Annotated in this window: 19 protein-coding genes and 1 tRNA gene; all 20 read left to right on the plus strand. The window is 49.5% G+C overall.

Annotated elements, in window-relative coordinates; genetic code table 11:
• Positions 1–183: 183 nt before the first annotated feature.
• The 20 genes from JRF57_10340 (at position 184) to JRF57_10435 (ending at position 20,051) form a co-directional block, all read left to right on the plus strand.
• Positions 184–2,013, plus strand: coding sequence for an O-antigen ligase family protein (locus JRF57_10340; protein MBW2304097.1), 1,830 nt, complete (start codon positions 184–186; stop codon positions 2,011–2,013).
• A 92-nt stretch (positions 2,014–2,105) separates the two neighbouring features.
• On the plus strand, positions 2,106–3,332 hold the full coding sequence (gspF, locus tag JRF57_10345; protein ID MBW2304098.1) for a type II secretion system inner membrane protein GspF: 1,227 nt from the start codon (positions 2,106–2,108) through the stop codon (positions 3,330–3,332).
• A gap of 92 nt (positions 3,333–3,424) precedes the next feature.
• The gene (gene gspG / locus JRF57_10350; GenBank protein ID MBW2304099.1) at positions 3,425–3,928 is read left to right on the plus strand and encodes a type II secretion system major pseudopilin GspG; all 504 of its coding nucleotides are present in this window, start codon (positions 3,425–3,427) and stop codon (positions 3,926–3,928) included.
• Positions 3,929–4,005: 77 nt separating this feature from the next.
• A complete protein-coding gene (locus JRF57_10355; protein ID MBW2304100.1) occupies positions 4,006–4,626 on the plus strand; it encodes a prepilin-type N-terminal cleavage/methylation domain-containing protein in 621 nt (206 codons plus the stop codon).
• Positions 4,613–5,071, plus strand: coding sequence for a type II secretion system protein (locus JRF57_10360; protein ID MBW2304101.1), 459 nt, complete (start codon positions 4,613–4,615; stop codon positions 5,069–5,071). Before JRF57_10355 ends, JRF57_10360 begins: the two co-directional genes overlap by 14 nt.
• Positions 5,072–5,100: 29 nt before the next feature.
• Complete coding sequence (locus JRF57_10365; GenBank protein MBW2304102.1) at positions 5,101–5,769, plus strand: prepilin-type N-terminal cleavage/methylation domain-containing protein; 669 nt, start codon at positions 5,101–5,103, stop codon at positions 5,767–5,769.
• Between the two features lie 22 nt (positions 5,770–5,791).
• Positions 5,792–6,802: a type II secretion system minor pseudopilin GspK gene (gene gspK / locus JRF57_10370; GenBank protein MBW2304103.1), complete on the plus strand. Its 1,011-nt coding sequence runs from the start codon at positions 5,792–5,794 to the stop codon at positions 6,800–6,802.
• A gap of 1 nt (position 6,803) precedes the next feature.
• Positions 6,804–8,240, plus strand: coding sequence for a PilN domain-containing protein (locus JRF57_10375; GenBank protein ID MBW2304104.1), 1,437 nt, complete (start codon positions 6,804–6,806; stop codon positions 8,238–8,240).
• Positions 8,203–8,748 (plus strand): type II secretion system protein M, encoded by a 546-nt coding sequence (locus JRF57_10380; protein ID MBW2304105.1) that lies wholly within the window; start codon positions 8,203–8,205, stop codon positions 8,746–8,748. The genes JRF57_10375 and JRF57_10380 overlap by 38 nt, the downstream gene beginning before the upstream one ends.
• Positions 8,749–9,633: a type II secretion system protein GspN gene (gene gspN / locus JRF57_10385; GenBank protein ID MBW2304106.1), complete on the plus strand. Its 885-nt coding sequence runs from the start codon at positions 8,749–8,751 to the stop codon at positions 9,631–9,633.
• Positions 9,618–10,514 (plus strand): hypothetical protein, encoded by an 897-nt coding sequence (locus JRF57_10390; GenBank protein MBW2304107.1) that lies wholly within the window; start codon positions 9,618–9,620, stop codon positions 10,512–10,514. The genes gspN and JRF57_10390 overlap by 16 nt, the downstream gene beginning before the upstream one ends.
• A 2-nt stretch (positions 10,515–10,516) precedes the next feature.
• Entirely contained in the window at positions 10,517–12,550 is a 2,034-nt protein-coding gene (gspD, locus tag JRF57_10395) for a type II secretion system secretin GspD (GenBank protein ID MBW2304108.1), read from the plus strand.
• Between the two features lie 3 nt (positions 12,551–12,553).
• On the plus strand, positions 12,554–14,248 hold the full coding sequence (gspE, locus tag JRF57_10400) for a type II secretion system ATPase GspE (protein ID MBW2304109.1): 1,695 nt from the start codon (positions 12,554–12,556) through the stop codon (positions 14,246–14,248).
• A gap of 106 nt (positions 14,249–14,354) precedes the next feature.
• Positions 14,355–15,809 (plus strand): HEAT repeat domain-containing protein, encoded by a 1,455-nt coding sequence (locus JRF57_10405; GenBank protein MBW2304110.1) that lies wholly within the window; start codon positions 14,355–14,357, stop codon positions 15,807–15,809.
• Entirely contained in the window at positions 15,755–16,420 is a 666-nt protein-coding gene (locus tag JRF57_10410) for a CPBP family intramembrane metalloprotease (protein ID MBW2304111.1), read from the plus strand. Before JRF57_10405 ends, JRF57_10410 begins: the two co-directional genes overlap by 55 nt.
• Positions 16,421–16,583: 163 nt before the next feature.
• Positions 16,584–16,659 (plus strand) — tRNA-Ala (locus tag JRF57_10415).
• A 759-nt stretch (positions 16,660–17,418) separates the two neighbouring features.
• Positions 17,419–18,018, plus strand: coding sequence for an imidazoleglycerol-phosphate dehydratase HisB (gene hisB / locus JRF57_10420; GenBank protein ID MBW2304112.1), 600 nt, complete (start codon positions 17,419–17,421; stop codon positions 18,016–18,018).
• A 56-nt stretch (positions 18,019–18,074) separates the two neighbouring features.
• Positions 18,075–18,785: a hypothetical protein gene (locus tag JRF57_10425; protein MBW2304113.1), complete on the plus strand. Its 711-nt coding sequence runs from the start codon at positions 18,075–18,077 to the stop codon at positions 18,783–18,785.
• Between the two features lie 3 nt (positions 18,786–18,788).
• Positions 18,789–19,526 carry a 1-(5-phosphoribosyl)-5-[(5-phosphoribosylamino)methylideneamino]imidazole-4-carboxamide isomerase gene (hisA, locus tag JRF57_10430; protein ID MBW2304114.1) on the plus strand — a complete coding sequence of 246 codons (738 nt, stop codon included), beginning with the start codon at positions 18,789–18,791 and terminating at the stop codon, positions 19,524–19,526.
• Between the two features lie 72 nt (positions 19,527–19,598).
• A complete protein-coding gene (locus JRF57_10435; GenBank protein MBW2304115.1) occupies positions 19,599–20,051 on the plus strand; it encodes a GatB/YqeY domain-containing protein in 453 nt (150 codons plus the stop codon).
• Positions 20,052–20,422: the final 371 nt, after the last annotated feature.

Raw genomic sequence — 20,422 nt, forward strand, 5'->3', positions numbered from 1 at the left:
TATGCCATGCCCTTGACCTTATAGGTTATGATACCTTATCGGACAATTACCATGTACTCTTTTGATATATCTAAATAAAAGGTCTCATCAAAATTTTGAAACGCTCAGTTTAGGTTTCACTTAAACAAAAAGACCTTTGAGCATGGATTCAATCCCTGATCCTACAGGAAAGCAGGTGTCCTCATGGTGAAACCCGCAATGCCTTCAAACGATCATCCATCTTTTCTCTATTTCATGATAATCGCCTTGATGACATTGATTGTTCCGGTCCTGGTGCTTCCTGCCCATGTGGACAATGCCTTCAATACCCCTAAAAACCTCATTATGATCCTCGGCATCTCCATAATGACGGCCGTTTTATGCATTTATTTTTTGAGAGGTAAAAAGATCCCTTGGGCCTCTTCGCCAAGCCATAAAATCTTACTGTTCATTATCCTCTTGAATGTATTTTCTTTCTTTTACACCAAGAATCACTATTTCACGATTGTTGCAGCCACATTGAACATCACCTGCCTGTCTCTTTTCTTTTTCACTTCCCTCCATATAAACGGTAAAAGGGCCTTCTGGTTGCTGGTGATAGCCGCCTTCAGCGGGTTTCTGGTGACTATCGTTACTTACCTCCAGTTTACCGGGCATTTTATTCTCTTCAAGTGGGCCTACCCCGGTATCATGGTCATGGGGACCATCGGAAACTCCAACTACTTGGGTGCTTACTACATATTCCCCCTCTTCGCAGTCCTCGGCCTGGTATTTCTTCTTGATGGGAAGGCCAGGATCATCCCCGCGACCTTGTTTATCTTCATGCTGGGAGGGTTTCTCTTCACGCGGGCACGGGCCGGGTGGATGGGTTTTTTCCTTTCCCTTCCCCTCTTTCTCCTCTTCCTCTCAAAGATCCATCGTTTCTCTGTTCTGGATTTTCTAAAGCTCCATCCCAGGCGGGTCATCACCGGCCTGGTGGTCCTGGCGATTATCCTTTTGTCCCTGTGGCACCTGGCGCCCGAACGCTTCCACGTAATGATGGGATTGAAGAATATAACCAGATCCGATACCCTCAGGCTCAGGATGGAAAAATACTACCGGGCCTCTTTTTGGCTCTTTGAACAGAATCCTCTTTTCGGGACGGGTCTTTGGTCCTTTCGAAGCCAGGTGTACCGGGCCCAGGCGGAAATCAACAAGATCGATCCGGAGTTTTTCAAGGACTACCCGGAACCCAAGCCCCGCCGGGTCCATACGGACTACCTGGAAATCCTGAACGACGGGGGCCTGCTGGCGGCAAGCGCCCTCCTCCTGTTCTTCCTGTCCGTCATGCGCCATGGATGGTATCTCATCCGGGACGAAAATATCGGAGTCCGGGAACGGATCATCGCGGCGACTGCCTTTTGTTCCCTGATCTCCATAATGCTGGCCGCCTTCTTTTTCTTTCCCTTCAGGATCAACAGCACCCTGTTCATGACAGCCCTTATGATGGGTATACTGGAAGGGCTTTATCTTGCTGCTGCCGGCGGCGGGATAAAGTCACTCCAACTAAACGGCAAAAGAACCGGAAAAATTCTACTTCCCCTGGTGATAATCCTTTTGGCCGGTTTTGTCTGGTTCACGGCTATCAAGCCCTTCATTGGCGAAGTGGAACACTTCAAGTACAAAAAGGCCCTGGCCAGGGGTGATGTCAAGGGTGCGGAACGATTCATTCTGAAGGCCCTCGAATATGACCCCCATAACACAGCCTATTGCCTCTATGCCAGTCAGCTTTACATGAATGTACTCAAGGACTTCGGTAAGGCGAGGGACTTCATCGAAAGAGCCATTATAGATTTCAACGGAGATATTACTATGTGGTCGGCTTACTTCATCAAGGGTCTGTTGAAACTCCAAATGGGGAGCCTTTACGAGGCCCAGGCGGCCTTTGAAAAGGCCCTTTATTTCAACCCCACATTCCAGCCGGCCCGGCAAAAACTGGCGGAGGTCAAACAGATCATTAAGGATCATGACCGGGTCCTCATCAAATTCAGATAGGATTGACTGGTTTCCGTAACTGATGGACTTACTTCAAGGAGCAAGCAACAGAAGAGCGTGAGTAAGCCTTAAGACTATACGGGGTCTTTATCTTGGGTGTTTACGAATACAAGGCCTTCGACAAGAAGGGGAAAGAGATCAACGGGATCATCGAGGCGGAAAGCCGTGTAGCCGCTGCAATGGCTGTAAAGCGTCTTAATCTCTATCCCGTCACCCTTCAAGAAACCACTGGGAAAAGCATTGAAAAAAGGCGGGGGGAATATTCTCTTTCTTCCTTTTTCGATAGGATTCACCGCACCGATATCGCCATGTTCACCACCCAATTCGCCGCCCTGGTGGAAGCAGGCATGCCGGTGGTGAATTCCTTTGATATCGTAATCCAGCAGACGGAAAAAAAATCCGTAAAAAAAATGCTTTCAGTCATCAAAGAAGAGGTAAACAAAGGGGTCTCACTGGCAGACGCCTTTTCCCTCTTTCCCCGCCACTTCCCATCCCTCTTTGTAAACATGGTTCGGGCCGGGGAAGAGTCGGGAAGTCTGGAGATTGTTCTCAAACGGCTTGCAGATTATCTCCAGAACCAACTGGAGATGCGCTCCAAGATCGCGGCCACCTTGGCCTATCCTCTTCTCATGCTGGCTGTTGGCACCGGGGTTGTTTTCTTCCTTGTTACCTTTGTGATTCCGACCGTTTCGGGCATTTTCAAGGAAATGGACCAGGCCCTCCCATTGCCCACCATGCTCCTTCTCGCGGTCAGTGGCTTTTTCAAATCGTCATGGCCCATCTTACTGATCGGCGTAATCACCCTGCTTTTCTTTTTAAGCCGCTATAAAAAGACCACAAAAGGAAGACATTTCTTTGACCGCCTCAAGTTGCGCCTGCCCTTGATCGGGACCCAATATCGAAAAGTCGTGATGGCCCGTTTTACCAGGACCCTGGGCACTCTTCTAACCAACGGAGTCCCGATTGTCACCTCCTTTGATATCGTCAAGAATATCATTGACAATACGGTCATTTCGGCCGAAATAGAAAGGGTCCGGGACGAAATCCACGAGGGGAAAGAAATTGCTGGTCCATTAGGTTCGAGCGGCATCTTTCCACCCGTTGTTGTAAACATGATTGCAGTAGGGGAGAAAAGCGGACAACTTGAAGAGATGCTGAATCGGGCATCCAGGATAATGGAAAACGAACTGGAAAGCTCCCTGAAAAAGCTTCTCTCCCTCCTTGAGCCGGTAATGATTCTAGTAATGGCCTTTATTGTAGGATTCATCGTCATTTCAATCCTTTTACCCATATTCGAGATCAATCAACTGATAAAATAGGTCCGATTCCTCAGATAGTCGATCAAACCTGAATCGACTGGTTTCGCGACGCAGAAATTTTTGAGGTGAAACAAACCATGAAGATGCCCCCTATGCTTAGAACTTTTCCATCAAGGATCTCCGGAGAAAAGATCTCCCACTTTTTCAGGATTTCTGAACCCTGCAAAAAGTCCCAGCAAGGATTCACCCTGATCGAAGTGATGGTGGTGGTCATTATCCTGGGCATCCTTGCCACCATCATCGTGCCCAGATTCATGGATGAGCCTGAAAAGGCCAAAAGAACTAAGGCCGCACTCCAGCTCCGAAGCCTTGAATCGGCTCTTAAGCTCTATAAATTGGACAATGGGGTCTACCCGGATACAGAGCAGGGGCTCGAGGCCCTCGTCAAGAAGCCCGAGACCGGGACACTGCCTAAAAACTGGCGCGAGGGAGGATACCTCGAAAGGTCCAAGGTTCCTAAGGATCCCTGGGGAAATCCCTTTGTGTATGTGATGCCTGGACAACACGGGGATTTTGACCTGAGTTCCTATGGAAAGGACGGAGAGAAAGGGGGAGAAGGGCCTAATGCTGATATCAACAATTGGGAACTCGAATAGGGTTCAGGCAAGTAACCAAAAGGACACGGTGCAGGGGGATCCAAAATGAAAGAGGACATGATTGCCCTGAATCGCCGATGTTTGAAATAACCACCATAGGAACCGCAGTTGATAAGGGCCTCCGCACCCCCGATACATCGGGGGGGGCGGATGAGGACGACATCGCACGCCATCAAACATTTGTCCAGGGTTTCACTCTGATAGAAGTGACCGTGGTTCTTATCCTCGTGGGCCTTTTTTATTTCTCAGCCCTTCCCAAGGTCAACAATTTCCTCTTTCAAAGGGATCTTAAGGCCGCCGCCCGTTCCCTGAAGGCCACCGTCAACCTTTTAAGGACCAAAAGTATCGCAACCCATCGTTTTACCGTGCTCAATCTCGACCTTGACAGGGGTCTTTACTGGGGCCAATACGAAACGGAGGAGCTTTCCGGAGGGCATTCTTCCGACGAAAAGGAAATGCTTGCCCCCCCCAGACATCTTCCCGAGGGCATTCGATTCCTCGATGCCTACAACATGAACACGACAAAAAAGACATTTGGGGTCGTGAAATCCCGATTCAATCCCAAGGGAATCCTTGAAGAAACCGTGATTCATCTGGCCGATGCCCGGGGGAAAACCCTTACGATCATCATCAACGCTTTCACCGGGAGGTTTACCCTTTATAACGAGTATGTCGATGTGGAATATGCGGAAAAGTAGCCTTCATCAAAAGCATTCCGATGCCGGGGAGAAGGCCATCTCTGTTCCGTCAAAACGACGCAGGTGCTTTTCAGGTTTCACCCTCCTTGAGGTGATGGTCTCCATGGCCATCCTCGCAACCGCCTTCGCCGCCGTACTCTCCCTTCATTCAGATTCTTTGAAACTGGCCATATCGAGCCGGATCCAAACCAAGGCCTCCGAACTGGCCCAAATGAAAATGACCGACATTGAACTTAGGGGACTTGAAAACGTCTCTATCATGTCCGGGGAATTTGCGGATTATGCCCCCGATTACACTTGGGAAATCCGTATTGAGCCTACCAGTTATCCTCCCTGGAACAAGGTTACGGTCATCGTACGAAACAGGCATTTTGGAGAAAAAAACGCCTATCACCTTACTGAATTTCTCCCTTATGGACCCGTAAAGCTGGTCCCCTGGAAATGAACGCCATTTTGATGGTATGGAGTATTGCAATGGGTGATCTACGCCGCCCCTATGCCCAAGAAATTCCTATCGCTTCGATAAAGAAAGGTAAAGGCCGGGGTTTTACACTCATGGAAATCCTGATCGCCATCTTCATCCTTGCGCTCGTGATGGCGTCCATTCTCGGGACCTTTACCGGAATCCTGTCCAGTTCAGGTAACGCTGAAAAAAAGATCGAACTATATCAAACCGGCAGGGCCTTGATGGATCTTCTTGCCGCTGATATACGCGGGATGTATCCTTTGAACATGGAGGGGGTAGGCCCCTTTTTCAGAGGAGAGGAAACGACCATCCAAGATCGTTCATTTTCAGTCATGGATTTTGTGACGACCCATTCCCTCTCCGTTGATCCCAAGCAGGTCTCCATCTTGGCTGAAGTGGGTTATCAAATCCGAAAAAATCCTAAAGGGGGCCTCTTTTCTTTGTGGCGAAGATCCCAAGCCCCCCCTCAGTTCCCGTTTGATGAGGGTGGCAGGGAGGTGCCTGTATGCAGGATCCTGAAAAGTTTTCAGTTGGAATTCTTCTATAATGATGCTAAAAGAAGAAGTTTACAGAACACCTTTCCTCAATCCATCGTGGTGGATTTCACCCTCGAACTCGAGGGAGAACGTGAAAGATTTGTAACCATGGTCAGGCCCCTGGTCACCATCGGCGGGTAAGGGATAACCGTTTCTCGAGGTAATGGCTCAACTTATAAAAAAAACGATTGAGATGCTCCTTCCCATTTCCAAGAAAAAGGAGGGAATCGCCCTTCTCATCGTCCTGGTCATAGTCGCACTGTTGGTCGCGGTGGTAGTGGAATTCAACAGGATCGCCATAGCCGATATAGATACCTCCAAAAATTTTGGGGACAGCCAGAAGATTCTTTATATCGGAATCTCGGGGGTTCACGCCATTCAGGAAATTCTTTACCTGGAAGGAGTTTACACCCCTTCGGACAATCTTCAGGAAGAATGGGCCAACAGCGAAACCTATTTCAAGGCCGCCACCGCCCTCATGGATGAAGGGGAAGTGAAAGGCAGCATATCGGATGAAGAAAGCAGGATCAACATAAACGCCCTTGTGGGTGGGGACGGTAATTTCAATCCCGAACAGTTGGCCATCTGGAAAAGACTCCTCAGCAATCCGAGGTTCTCCCTTTCTGAAGAAGACATTGACATCATCATTTATGGGATCAAGGATTGGATCGACGCGGATGATGAAGTCAGCGGCATCTATGGAGCTGAAGAAGCATTCTATCAAGGTATGGGATACCACTGCAAGAACGGCCCCATGAACGGGGTCGAGGAAATGCTCCTCGTAAAGGGAATAACCCCGGAAATCTTTTACGGAAACCGTCATAGGGATGGAATCGGACAATACTTCACCGTTTACGGGAAAGGAAGGATCAATATCAACACGGCCCCGATCCCGGTTCTTATGGCATTGTCCGACCAGATGTCCGAGGACATCGCCCTTGAAATGGACAACTTTCGGCGTGACCCCGTGAACAGAGCAGACCTGGCAAACAAACTCTGGTACAAAAAGGTATGGCCCTTTGAGAAATCCCTGCCCGATGATTTGTTGACAATATCTTCAAGGTTTTTTTCGGTACGGATCCATGTCTCCCTGGGAGAAAGCCGCAAGGAAATCGCGGCAATCGTCTCCAGGTCTGAAAATGGGTCGAGAATCCTGTTATGGCGGGAACTGTAAAATGAATGGATCTTTTCTAGCCCTCACTGTTACACCCCACGAAGTTAAGCTGGTCGAATTCGACCAGCAAAACGGGGTTTCTGTGCCGCGCAGATTCAGGCATTACAGATTCGGGGAAGAGGGGGATAAGGACGCTTCCGGGAAAATAAAGGAATGGCTTGAAGAAAATCCACCGGCTTCTTTGAAAACCTTCCTTGTGATCAACACTTGTGACATTGATTACAGGGAATTCTCCTTCCCATTCGATTCAACCAAGAAGGTTTCAAGAGCCATTCAATTCGAGATATCTTCCGAGTATCCGCCGGAAGAATACGTGGTAGATTACATCGAATGTTACTCCCGCGAACCCGGGCAAAAGACCTTTCTCACGGCAATAGTAAAGAAGCAAGTACTGCGTGAAAAAATACAGGAGGCCGAGGAGGCAGGACTTCGCGTTGTTGGAATAACATCGGACTTGTCCAGCCTTGGAAACTATTTCCGCGATGAGGAAGAGGCCCTGGTCATGGAAACCGGGGAGAAAAAGACACTCTTCGCACTCTACCTTCGGGGGGTTCCCGCCCTTGTCAGGGACATTCCTCTTGGTGTCACTGATCTTGAAAAGGGTCAGGATTCCAACCAAAAAACGCCCAAAGGCCGGAAGGTCCTTGCAGCCGAGATCAAGAGAACGGTCCACTCATTCAGCAGTAAATCGGGCCTGAAGCTCGAAAGGCTGTTCCTGACCGGGAACCTTTTCAGGGTAAGACCGGTGCTTGATCGATTGTCAAAGGACCTGGACCTGGATTTCATCACCCATCGACCCGGCCATCTCAAATTCGATGAAGACGACTCGGATCAATTGAACACTTTTGCTTCTCTTTTGGGGATCCTTCGATGGAAAAAAAGAGGCCGGGTCTTTAATTTCTTCAAAGATGAATTTTTCAGGGAAGACCCCGGGGCCATCCGAAAGGGCTACCTTGGATGGGGGACCTTTATCGCTCTTTTTCTGGTGCTCTCCGTCTTCCTCCCGTTAGGACTTAAGATTATAGTACTGGAAAAGCGAAAGGCCTTTCTATCTGCAGAAACCAGAAGGACCTTTTCTTCCGCATTTCCTAATGTAAAAAAAATCGTTGACGAGGCCGCCCAGGCCCGCAACCGCCTCGATGCCGCCAGATCCAGGGTGGGAGAAAATTCGCAACCCGGGGAAATATCACTTCTCGATGCTCTCGATGCCATAAGCAGAGCCATTCCACCCGGCACCCCGTTTCAAATCAAAAGCCTTTTCTGGGAACAGGGCAAAATCGAGATGAGCGGAAAAACAGATTCCTTTAAAAACGTAAACCTTATCAGAGAGTCCCTCTCTGGAGCCAGGCTTTTTTCGGATGTCTTGATCAGCAATGCAAAGAGCAGGAATGAAGGACAAGATGTGGAATTCAATATCACTCTCCACTTGGCGGGATAGGTTTTTCGACCGGAGTCCTCGGGAACAATTTATCCTGCTGCTGGGATGTTGCGCCCTGATCTCCTTTTTATTGTTCCGGTTCGCCTACCTGCCGCTGCATGACCGTATGGAAAACCTTGAGGCGTCCGTGGCCACGAAGGAAAAGGATCTGGAGGAACTCAAAAAAACGATAGCAGAATATAAGCAAATCAAAAAGTTACAAAGAAACAAACATGAAAAGGCCGAGGAAATCTTCAACCTGTTTTCCGTGCTTGAAAAAATTGCGGCCCAGTGCAGACTCATGGACAAGCTCGCTTACATGAAGCCGGGAAGCCTTCAAATCGACAGTCTAAGAGAAGAGAAGTGGGTTGAGGTCAAGCTGCTGGGCATCACCCTTAAGGAGATGGTGCAGTATCTTTATAACCTTCACAGGGAAGGCAGGGGAATCTATATCAAACGACTCGCTGCGAGAAAAAACGGCGAATACCTCGATATAACCCTTCAACCTGCGGTGCTTGTATCGAAATAGATGGAATCGAAGAGAAAAATTGGATTTTTCATCCTGCTCGGGGTTTACGGATCGGGCCTTTTCATCGCCCTGACCCTTTTCCGTCTTCCTGTAGAAAAACTGATTGCAAGCGCTGTTTCGGATATCTCGGGCGGGAAAATTGCGATACGGGTGGAAAGAGTCAGCTTCGCCTTCCCGGATCGTATCCGGTTAAAAAACATCACTGCATTTTTCTTTCAAAAAGACCAACCCGTTGAATGCCGGTTTCATAAAATCGATCTCCGGCCCCGTTACCGTGACCTTTTCAGTGGCCTTTTACCTGTTTGGTTCCATGCCGAACTTGCAGACGGTGAGCTTGAGGGGTATGTTGGGGTATCGCTCTCACGTGGAGTGAAACATGAAAATCTTGACCTGGATGCCACCGGGCTCCGTCTGGAAAGACTTGATTGGATTTCAGCCCTGTCGAATAGGAAAATCAAGGGTAAATTGAATGCCCATGTTCACCTGGAGGGGAACCTGAAAGACCCAGCCCAGGTTCAGGGCAAAGGCCGATTGAGCGTTGAAGACGGCGCCGTTGAAACGATTCTTGATCTCCCCGGAATGGCGTCCGTACCCTTTGATGTGGTGGAAGCCCCTTTCCTGCTGCGAGACGGGCGCATTTTTATAGAAAAAGGGGAGATGAGGGGTCCCATGTTTTCCGGGAGTTTCTCGGGTATAGTCAAATTGAGAATGCCATTAAAAAGAAGCCGACCGAGGATCGAAGTACGTCTTGCTCCGGGAGCCCGACTGGCTGACCACCCTCTGGGAAAGTGGATTTTTGAAAGAATAAAAAACATTGCCGGCCCCTTATCGGTCCATATCGGAGGAACCTTCGAAACCCCGGTGATCACATGGAGTACATCCTGATCATGGAATATGTAGGACAACCTTCACTTACCCGCATTAAGAGGATATTCCTTTTTCTGCTGGTCACCCTCGGTGCTTATATTCTCAGCACCATTCTCTTATTCTACCTGGAGATGAAAGGGGTGGACTACTTCCCGCGCCAAATCGCATCCGTCCCCAAAAAGGCGTTTAAATCCGGGAAAACGAAGACTTTTGATCAGTATTCCGCCATCCTGGATCGGAACCTCTTTTCTGTTGTTGTAGATGAAACTGCGGTAAGCCCTGAAAAAGACCTGATCCACCAAATAGACCAACTCGAACTTACTTCCTTGAATTGCACCCTGATCGGAACGATTGTCAATAAAAACGGAACTTCATGGGCCATTATCAAGGATAATCAGAGCGGGGTCCAGGATAAATATTCGGTCGGATCCGTCATCAACGGGGCGAAGGTAGTCCTGATTCTCAGGAACAAGGTGGTCCTGAATATCGACGGAAAGGACCAGCTTCTGGTTATGGGAATCGAAAAAATCCGCTCAGAGATGGAAAGCGGGAAAGAAAAAGGCGGTCCTGAGAAGGGGGTCGAGGCCTATAAAATCAGCAGGGATTTCATGCGAAACAGCCTTAACAATATCAGCCGGATCATGGCTGAAGTCCGTGTGAAACCCCATTTCACCAAAGGCAAACCCGACGGTTTTGTGGTCAGCCGAATCCAAAAGGGAAGCATACTCAAGACCATGGGATTCAGGGACAATGATATTATCAGGGGGGTGAACGGCCACCCCATTCGGTCCGCCGAGGATGTGATGAAACTATACAATCTCTTAAAAGGCAGTGATTTTTTCAGCATTGAGATCTTGAGGCAAGGCAAGCCCAAAACTTTAAACTTCAAAGTGAGGTAGCAATGAAAAGAGCGGGCATGTTGGGAAGATGGATCGTATTCATTGCAGGTATCCTTATTTTATTTACCGCCTTCGCCCCCCCGGCCTTATGGGCGAAGGAAGTGAAAGAGGTTGCCCTGGACTTCGATGACGTGGATATCCGGTTGTTTATCCGTGTTATCAGCGAGCTGACAGGGAAAAACTTCATCGTGGACAACAACGTCCGCGGCAAGGTGACTGTTCTGTCACCCCAAAAACTTACCACCCAGCAGGCCTATGATGTTTTCAAATCCGTTCTGGCCGTCAACGGGTTCACTGTCGTGGAGACCGGAGAGGTCACAAAAATCATCCCGGCCCAAAACATCAGTGGTTACGGTCTCCCCCTGAGCACACGAAAAATAATGAAAGGAGACGATGAATTCGTAACCCAGATCATGCCCCTTAAATATCTGGACGCCAGGACCCTCCAACCCTTGATCAAGCCCCTTCTATCCCGGTTGGGTACGATCCTGGCCACACCCTCTTCCGACATCCTGATCGTGACGGATTACAGAAGTAACATCAAAAAAATCGATGCATTGCTGGACGAGATCGATATCCAGGTCTCCGAGCAGGTCGTGGAGAGGCTGGATCTCAAGTATACGACCGCCCTCGATGCCTCCAGAACCCTTACGGAAATCCTGGAAGCCAGATATGGGAAATCCGGAAAAACCGTTTCAGGATCGCGACAAGGACTCTTTAAAATCGTCCCTGTGGAGAGGATCAACGCATTGATCGTCGTCGCCTCCGCTGATATCTTCATGGATATTCGAAGCGTTCTTTCCAAGATCGACCGGCCGACTCCTGAAGGAAAGAGCATGCTTAACGTCTATTACCTCGAAAATGCAAAAGCGGAAGAAATCGTGAACATTCTGACCCAAACCCAAAAGGCCATGACGGCCGCCCGGGAAGGGAGTCAACCCGCCGTCCCCGAAAAGACCGAAGGGGGAGGCAACGTGGTGGCCGGGAAATTCCGGGCCCTTGGAAAGGAGATCACCATCACGGCCGATAAGGGAACCAACAGCCTCATTATCTATGCCAAGCCGGATGACTACAATGCCATCAAGGAGATGATCAAAAAACTGGACATCCCCCGAAAGCAGGTCTTCATCCAGGCCCTTATTATGGAGGTCTCCCCCAATGAGGACTTCAGCTTCGGATCTGAATGGTCTGGATTCAGGGATGTAGGCCATCCCTTTTCAGACGACAGCCGAACCGGGGTATTCATCGGCCAAAAACAGAACCAGGGTCCCCTGGAGAACCTGACGGCCAGCGGCGGACAAATCAACCTCGGTCAGGGATTCTCCCTGGGTATGCTCGGAGAATCCGTGAGGATCGGAGATTTCACCTTCCCATCCCTTGAAGTCATGATCAAGGCGGTTGAAACCCTTGATACAACTAACATTCTCTCCAAGCCTCAACTCGTGACCCTGAACAACGAGACCGCAACCATCAACATCTCAACCAATCGGCCCTTCCAAACCTCTTCGACCATCCTGCAAGGCGGAGGAACCTCCCAGAACATCGAATACCGGGATGTCGGGATCAAGCTCAAAATTACGCCCCACGTCAATGAAAAGGGGAAAATCCGGCTGGAAATCAACCAGGAGGTCAGCAAGTTGAGCGGTACGGTAACCACAAACCAGCCCATCACCCTTAAACGGGCCATTGACACGGTAGTGGAGGTGCATGACGGGGAAACCCTGGTGATTGGTGGGTTGATTGAGGAGCAACGGGATTTCACGAAAAACACCGTGCCCTGCCTGGGAGGGCTTCCTTTCGTGGGTTGGGGGTTCAAATCCGTCGGACTATCCAGCACCAAAACCAATCTTCTTGTATTCATCAGCCCCAGAATCATCTCCAGCCCTGCTGAAGCCGCAGGCATCACCAGAGAAAAAGAAAACTATATGAAAAAAATCAGGGAACAGCAGGAAGAGAGGGTGAAGGGGGAGGAGCCCTTCTTCAGGAAAGACAAGCGCGGGCCCGGTGCGACCGGGGAGGATCTTGAAAAGGAATAGACCATGAACAACGAGATCATTGACATCCTCCGGGACCGGATCGGTGTTGATGAGGAAAAGATAGGAAAGATCCAAAAGCTGGCTGAAGAGAGAGGGGATTCCTTACCAAAACGGATAAAGGAAGAGGGGATCCTCGATGAAAAAACCCTTCTTAAGGCCCTTTCCATGATGCTCGGGCTCGAGGTTCTGGAACGGATTCCTCCTTCCATGATCGTCCCGGAGCTGGTCAGCCCCTTCTCCGTTACCTACCTGAAACAAAAAAAAGCCATCCCCCTGAAAAACGGGGAAAGGTCCTCCTTGATCGCCGTCAATGACCCTTACGATTATGAGGCCGCAGACTATATAACGGACACCCTTGGAGAAGGATTTCTCGAAACGGTTCTCGCCCCCGAATCCGAAATCCTGAGGGCCATAAATACGGCCTTCGAGGAAGGCACCCAAACGGCCGAGCAGGTCTTAAAAGACATCGATGAAGAAGACAGCGAGCGGATTTTTGCCGAAATTGAGGAAACCACGGATCTGCTCGAGGACACCTCCGAGGCCCCTGTTATCAAGTTCGTGAACTTGATGCTCTCAAAGGCCGTAAAAAGCCGGGCCAGCGATATCCACATCGAACCCTACCAGTACGATCTGAAGGTAAGATACCGCATCGACGGTCTGCTTTACGAAACCTTCAATCCACCGAAAAGACTCCACCCCCCGATTACTTCAAGGATCAAGGTCATGGCGGGCCTCAATATCGCCGAGAAAAGGGTCCCCCAAGATGGCAGAATCGAGATTCGGATCGGAGATAAGAATATCGACATAAGGGTCTCCACATTGCCGACCATTTTCGGGGAAAGAGTCGTCCTCCGGCTCCTGGACAAGAGCGCAGAAATCTTTCAGCTCCATGAACTCGGCATCCCCGACGAACACCTTTCAGACATAAGAAAACTGATCACCCTTTCCCACGGCATCATCCTGGTTACCGGGCCGACCGGCAGCGGAAAAACGACGACACTTTACGCAGCCCTCTCGGAGATCAACACCCCGGAAAAAAACATCATCACCATCGAGGACCCGGTTGAATATCAGATTTCGGGGATCGGCCAAGTCCACGTCAACCGGAAAGTGGGCCTCACCTTCGCAAACGGCCTGCGAACCATTGTTCGACAAGACCCTGACGTGATTCTCGTGGGTGAAATCAGGGACTTGGAAACCGCGGAAATCGCAATCCAGGCGGCCCTCACAGGCCATCTCGTTTTTTCAACCCTTCATACCAATGACGCCTCCTCAGCCGTCACCCGCCTGATTGACATGGGGATCGAACCCTTTTTAATCAGTTCTTCCGTCCTTGCCATCATCGCCCAGAGGTTGGTCAGGACCATCTGCCCTTACTGCAAAAAGCCGGCGAAAATAAACGGGGAATACATGAAGGAACTAAACGTGGCCGAAGAGGACCTGAAAAGGGCGACCCTTTACGCCGGTGAGGGATGCGAGAAGTGCATGAACACCGGGTATTACGGCAGGACCGGGATCTACGAAATTCTCAAGATGTCCGAAGGAATGAAAAAAACAATCCTTACAAGTTCCGACGCCAACGTAATCAAAAAAAAGGCGATCCGGGAAGGGATGCGGACCCTCCGGCAGGATGGTGCGGCCAAAGTTTTAAGAGGAATTACCAGGCCCGAGGAGGTATTAAGGGTCACCCAGGTCTGAATGGTTACCGTGTCGCCCTCAAAGGGATTATCAACCGACGGGGCGAAGGGTGCCTATCTCGATCCTTTTCGTGATCGACCCGGAAACATCAACCGAAACCTTCTAAATGGAAACCACGTCCAACCATATCCAGACACAGCCCAAATCGAGATTCAAGCAGAGGGCTCAAATCCTAGCGGCCCTTGCCCTGTCTCTTCTCGTCCAAGGGGCTTACTTTTTCGATCTTGTAAGGAAACAACTGCAAGTCATTATAGAACGGCAGACAGCCCTTGAAAGCCTCAAGGTTCTTGCGGTTCCAGGAACGAATTATCTCCATCATATAAGCACGGTGGATATTTTCAAAAGTTCCCTGTTCTACCTTTTCCTCCTGGGGATAATGTTCGCGGTGTTCTTGTTGGTATCCCTTCTTATTCAGTCATTTCGGATTCGGGGGCTATATCTGTTCCTGGGGTATATTGGTCTTGTCTTCCTGCTTCTCCAGGACAGGATAGCCTCGTCCTTTCTCATCGTTTTGGGACTGTCCTTCCTGTGCTTCTATCTCCTCACGATGAATCGTTCGGTTACTTTTTCAATAAAGGAGATTATTCTCCTGGCAATCCTCACATCTTTGGTATCCGGGTCCCTCTATTACGGTTCAAGGCACAAGTTTTTCCTCAAGGCCAGGGATCTCGTGCTGTTTGATACCTCCCTGGGCAACCGGATCGCGACATTCTATTACAACCATTCGGTCCTCGCGGCCAGTCTCCTCCATCCTGATCAGGGCATATACATGGGTCTTATTTTCATGGATGGATTAAAAGAGAAGCGGCCGGTGTATCTCGGACAAGGGGTATTCCTGAGCGGTGACAAAAAGGTGAAAGAAGCCGCCGACTATCAACTTGTCAGGGAGAACGGCGGCCTGTATCTTGTCGGCCGGTACGGAAATCGAGCCGACATAGGCGAGCTGAACGCGAAAGACATCGAAGAGGCGGCAAGAAACCTTTTCCACATGAAGGGTTTTTTACTGTTAAATCGTGCCGCCTTGTATTTTTTTCCCGCCGGGTGCCTGATCCTGTGTCTTGCCTTCTTAAAATTCTTCTCCTCAAGCAGGATTCTCTTTTCTCTTGTGAGTGTCGGAGCAGCTTCCGTCCTGGCGGCTTTCATCTTGATAGTCAGCCTCACGGGAACCGGCACCCTTAAGGAAGATATTAAAGGGATTGCCCTTTCCAAAGACGCCCTGGCCATCGCCTATCACCTTTTTCATCAACGTGAGATTCCCTCCTCATACTTACCCGTTATTGAAAAAATGACACGGTCGGAATCCATTTCATTGAGGTACTGGGGTGCCTATCTCTTGGGAAGACTTAAACAGCCCTCCCCCAACCCAAAACAACTGCTCGCCCTCTTAAAAGACCCCAGCCTGAATGTTCGCTATACCGCCGCCCAATCCCTATACCGCATCCTGGGAAAGAAAAGTTTAAATCCCTTGATCGTCGGTCTGCTCAAAGATCCCAGTTGGTATGTACGATGCAAAATATTTTCCATATTTCTGAAAGCTGGCATGATCCCCTCCCCGGCCTGAACCGCACACTGTTGCTCGTTGTTTTTGTTCTCTCAATCGAATGCCTGGCTTTTTTCCTGAGGAACACGATTCCCCTCTCCCCCTTGTTTCTTATGGGAATCGTAAGACTTATCGATATCGTCATTCTTTTCTACTTCGGGGCCTGGACCTTCCAAATAGTCCAATCGACAGCCGTACTTTTGCTTAAGGGTCTGTTTTCAGCATTTTTCCTGGCCCTTGCCGGATTCCTGTTCATGTATGCCTGGAAATCCTATTTCAATAGCTCCATGTTGAAAATCGACCCGCACTACTTCCGCCCTGGAGGCATTCGTACCTCCGCCTTTTTCCTCACGGCCTGCCTTCTCTCCCCAACGGCCGAAGAACTCTTCTTCCGGGGCCTGATTTACAGGAGGCTCCGGGCCCATTTGGGCATAGGGATTTCCATGGCGGCAGTGACACTGCTTTTCATAGGCCTCCACTTCATCTTTTCGCGACAAATCATCATTCCCTTGCTGGGAAGCCTTGTTTTTTGTCTGGGGTACGAGGTCCACAAGTCAATCTTCACTCCCCTCTTTCTCCACATTTTCGGCAATCTCTTGATTTATCTATCTCCATTGATCCCTTTCATCTGATATTAAGGGTCTCGCCTGAAAAAATATGGGTTGCAAATAGAGTGGGGATCATATAAATTAGAAATTTTAGAAACTCCTGAAGCGCCTCCATCAAAATGAAATTCCGCGGTGTAATGTGCGGGGTATTCTGGCGAAGGCGAATGAAAGATGGTCTGATCAATGTGGGGATGTAGCTCAGCTGGGAGAGCGGTGCGTTCGCAACGCACAGGTCGTGGGTTCGAGTCCCATCATCTCCACCATTTATTCTGCATTTGACAGTGACGAGTAACGAGAAACTGATGACATGCTCGTTAGTCGTCACTTGCGCTTCTGAGGTCTGAAAGAGATCTTTTAACCTGAATCCTGCAAAGGTTGAGTTTGGCGAAGATGCAAGGCATCCGAGACCTTTGAAAAACGTTCAGTTTTGTTTAAGATCAAGGAAGACGAAAATTTTAACCACCCCGCTCAGGATGCCAAGCGGCAGAGGCACCATACATTGAAGTATTTAGAGAATCAAATCACTATCGGCTGAAGCCGTAAGCTTAAGGGCCAAGGGGCCGAGGGTTCAAGGGGTCAAGTGAAAAACATCTTTCTTTAAATCCCGGTTTCTCACTCGAACCCTGGGCCCCTTGAATCCTTGAACCCTACTAAAAAAACGATTCGACTAAAGTTTTCGCCTGGAAAGTCCAAGGTTCTCCCATTCACGGACTGGGACATTAAAATCTAAGTCTGACGCAGCCTGTCCGCCGCTGTTTGGCGGGCTTGTCACGCCGTAGTCGTGACGGAGGCGGAAAATTGGGCAAAAGGGGGCATTTTTCAAAGGTCTCGCATCCGCCGCGAAGACTTAACCGGCCTACCGTAACCGGTTGATAACGAGGCGAATTCAGGAAAATCGGCACCCTGTCTGCGTATAGATATCCGCTGGCGGTTGCAAAGATTGGGCAAGGTCAGGCGTTTTGTGAGGTCTTGAGACACCGGCTTTAGAAAGAGAACTTTCACCTCTTGGAATCCTTGTGGCCATGGAAAAAAGAAAAAGAGAAGCTGCCGTTTCCAGGAAAACCAAAGAGACCGATATCCGCCTGAAACTTTGCATTGACGGGGAGGGCAAGGCGGAGATCGATACGAGTATTCCTTTCATGGATCATATGCTGAATCTCATGGCAACCCATGGTTTCTTTGATCTTGAAATCAAAGCGAGGGGAGATACCGAGATCGATGACCACCACACCCTTGAAGATATCGGCATCTGCCTGGGTATGGCATTCTCCCGGGCCCTGGATGACAGGAAGGGGATTTGGAGATACGGTTCCGCCGTTATCCCGATGGATGATGCCTTGGCCCGGGTGGTTGTCGACTGCTCGAATCGTCCTTATCTGGCATACCGTGTACCGACAAACCTTGGAAAAACGGGCAATTTCGATATCCGCCTCTTAAAAGAATTTTTGAGGGCGTTTGCCAATCACTCGGGGATGACCATCCATGTGGACCTTCTTGCCGGAGAGGATCCCCATCATATCTCAGAGGCCATTTTCAAAGGGTTCGGCCGGGCCCTGGACAGTGCCCTGGCGGTGGAAAATCGGTTGCAGGGAATGATTCCCTCGACCAAGGGGCTGCTTTAAGGCTTTTCTGGCCCGTTTCTTCATCCTTCCTTCACTTCCCTTTTAGGGAGATCACCATGTTCGAAAGAAGAATAAAAAACCATGTTGAATTCATTGCTCTGGTGTTAACTGCCCTTTTGGTCCTATCGGGTTGCTACCCTCACAGGGGCGGACCTGCACACGAGTCTCCACCTTCTCTGAGGATCGGCAGGGTCGTGGTCATTGGTTTCCGGCCGGCCCTTGGTCCTGAGGCCGAGCCGGGCCCTACCCGCAGCCCTATCTCAGGTGCCGTTTTCATGGCTGAACCTACGAAGACCAGTGATGCCGCCCTATTGACAGAATCCCTGTTTTCAAAGCTAATCAGCCGGAAAAACCTGGATCTTGTTTCCCCCGGGCAGGCAAAGGGGGTTTTTTCAAGTATCATCCAGTCCGATTCCGCCATCGGGGATATCGAAGCGGCAAGAAAAATCGGTCGGGCCTTCACCGCAAAAAGCGTTTTACTGGGGCACCTCTACAGATGGAAAGAGAGGGAAGGAACCGATTATGCCGTTAATTTTCCGGCATCCGTGGCCTTTGATCTTTACCTCGTAAGTGTTGAGAGCGGGAAAATCCTCTGGAAGGGGAAGTATGACAAGACCCAATCCTCTTTGAGCGAAAACCTTCTGGATATGAACACATTTTTGAAAGGAAAGGGCAAGTGGATGACCGCAAGGGCCCTCGCCGAGATTGGACTTGAAAAGATGTTGGAGCGATTTCCCCGGGAGCCGAATCTCCAAGAGAGCCCTTAGATCATGCTTGTAATTCCGGCCATAGATATCAAAAACGGTCATTGCGTCAGGCTTCAGCAGGGACGCATGTCCAAGGAAACGGTTTATTCTGACAATCCTGTTGAGGTAGCCATAAGATGGTACGAAGAGGGTGCTGAGAGGATTCATATCGTAGATCTGGATGGGGCTGTTGGGGGGCGGCCCGTAAATCATCGCCTTGTTGAGGAAATCGCCAGGTCAGTGCCTGTTCCTATCCAACTCGGTGGGGGAATTCGTGATCTCGAAACGATGGAAACCTGTTTCCAGTCGGGTGTGGAACAGGTGATCCTTGGGACCTTGGCCATTAGACATCCTGATATCGTGGATCTTGCCTGCCGGAGGTTTCCCGGAAGGATCATCGTGGGGATCGACGCCAGAAATGATCGTGTCGCCATAGAAGGTTGGACCGAAGAGACCGGATTTACCCCCTTGGATCTGGCGAAAAAATTCGAACAATCCGGCATCGCTGCGATTATTTATACCGATATCCACAGGGATGGCATGGAGACGGGACCCAATGTTGAAAATACGGAAAAACTTGCCAAGGCCCTCAACATACCTGTCATCGCCTCCGGGGGGATATCGGGCCTTGATGATGTTAAAAAAATATTGAAACTTCACGAAATTGGAGTCACTGGAGTAATCACCGGCAAGGCCTTATATGATGGGAATCTTGATCTGGCCCAGGCCATAGCGCTCGTAAAATCCACAAAATGCAATTAAAACCCTTGACTTTGATTGATTGGATGTTAAAGTTATAATTTGACACTTTTCTAATATTCCGGTGGAAACGGAATGGGACTCCACGAAGAGATCACAAAAGATCTCAAAAAGGCCATCAAGGCAAAGGAAGAATTGCGTATCTCCTGCCTCAGAATGCTTAAGACGGCGCTCAAAAACAGGCAGGTGGAATTGGGAAGAGAGCTGACCGACACCGAAATTCAAACCGTGATCTCTTCCCTTGTAAGGAAAGGCAGGGAAGCGGCTGAGGGATTTCGGAAAGGAGGCCGCGAAGACCTGGCGGCAAAAGAAGAGGAGGAAATCCAGATACTTCACGGATATTTGCCCGAACAACTGGATCCGGGAGAGATCGAAAAAGTGGTCGGGGAAATCATTGCCGAACTCGGCGCAACGGGCCCTAAAGATATGGGAAAAGTCATGAAGGCCGCGATGGCCCGAATGACGGGAAAGGCCCAGGGTAAAGAGGTAAGCGAAATAGCCAAGAGATTGTTGAGCACCACTCCATGACAGGAAGGGCCATCATTTTTCTGGATATGGCAACCAATGTACGTCTCCATGAGACCCCGACTCCTTCCGGATGGGCCGGCACCTCTCTGATACGGGAAATATTAAAGATCTCGAAACCTTTCACAAAATCGGAACTCCTTCTTTTTCAGGGGAAGGGGTTTTTTTCATCTGCTGCCCTGATATTTCCGACTCCATTCTAGATACCCCTTTTGCCAGAGGCTTTAAGGATCCTGAAACGCTTTGAAAAAACTTTTTACCGAATCAGTGTCTATCCATAAAGCAGGCAATTTTGTTCAAGGTCAAGGAAGGCGAAGATTTTAACCGCAGGAATACATATTGAAGTATTTTGAGGATTAAAATCTGAGCCTGAC

It is taken from the genome of Deltaproteobacteria bacterium (assembly GCA_019310525.1).
Taxonomy (GTDB): Bacteria; Desulfobacterota; DSM-4660; order Desulfatiglandales; family HGW-15; genus JAFDEE01.

Bases quoted from the DNA above. Each gene is read 5' to 3' on its own strand.
- JRF57_10340 (MBW2304097.1), top strand. From the start codon at position 184: ATGGTGAAACCCGCAATGCCTTCAAACGATCATCCATCTTTTCTCTAT.
- gspG (MBW2304099.1), top strand. From the start codon at position 3,425: ATGCTTAGAACTTTTCCATCAAGGATCTCCGGAGAAAAGATCTCCCAC.
- JRF57_10355 (MBW2304100.1), top strand. From the start codon at position 4,006: ATGTTTGAAATAACCACCATAGGAACCGCAGTTGATAAGGGCCTCCGC.
- JRF57_10360 (MBW2304101.1), top strand. From the start codon at position 4,613: ATGCGGAAAAGTAGCCTTCATCAAAAGCATTCCGATGCCGGGGAGAAG.
- JRF57_10365 (MBW2304102.1), top strand. From the start codon at position 5,101: ATGGGTGATCTACGCCGCCCCTATGCCCAAGAAATTCCTATCGCTTCG.
- gspK (MBW2304103.1), top strand. From the start codon at position 5,792: ATGGCTCAACTTATAAAAAAAACGATTGAGATGCTCCTTCCCATTTCC.
- JRF57_10375 (MBW2304104.1), top strand. From the start codon at position 6,804: ATGAATGGATCTTTTCTAGCCCTCACTGTTACACCCCACGAAGTTAAG.
- JRF57_10380 (MBW2304105.1), top strand. From the start codon at position 8,203: ATGTGGAATTCAATATCACTCTCCACTTGGCGGGATAGGTTTTTCGAC.
- gspN (MBW2304106.1), top strand. From the start codon at position 8,749: ATGGAATCGAAGAGAAAAATTGGATTTTTCATCCTGCTCGGGGTTTAC.
- JRF57_10390 (MBW2304107.1), top strand. From the start codon at position 9,618: ATGGAGTACATCCTGATCATGGAATATGTAGGACAACCTTCACTTACC.
- gspD (MBW2304108.1), top strand. From the start codon at position 10,517: ATGAAAAGAGCGGGCATGTTGGGAAGATGGATCGTATTCATTGCAGGT.
- gspE (MBW2304109.1), top strand. From the start codon at position 12,554: ATGAACAACGAGATCATTGACATCCTCCGGGACCGGATCGGTGTTGAT.
- JRF57_10405 (MBW2304110.1), top strand. From the start codon at position 14,355: ATGGAAACCACGTCCAACCATATCCAGACACAGCCCAAATCGAGATTC.
- JRF57_10410 (MBW2304111.1), top strand. From the start codon at position 15,755: ATGCAAAATATTTTCCATATTTCTGAAAGCTGGCATGATCCCCTCCCC.
- hisB (MBW2304112.1), top strand. From the start codon at position 17,419: ATGGAAAAAAGAAAAAGAGAAGCTGCCGTTTCCAGGAAAACCAAAGAG.
- JRF57_10425 (MBW2304113.1), top strand. From the start codon at position 18,075: ATGTTCGAAAGAAGAATAAAAAACCATGTTGAATTCATTGCTCTGGTG.
- hisA (MBW2304114.1), top strand. From the start codon at position 18,789: ATGCTTGTAATTCCGGCCATAGATATCAAAAACGGTCATTGCGTCAGG.
- JRF57_10435 (MBW2304115.1), top strand. From the start codon at position 19,599: ATGGGACTCCACGAAGAGATCACAAAAGATCTCAAAAAGGCCATCAAG.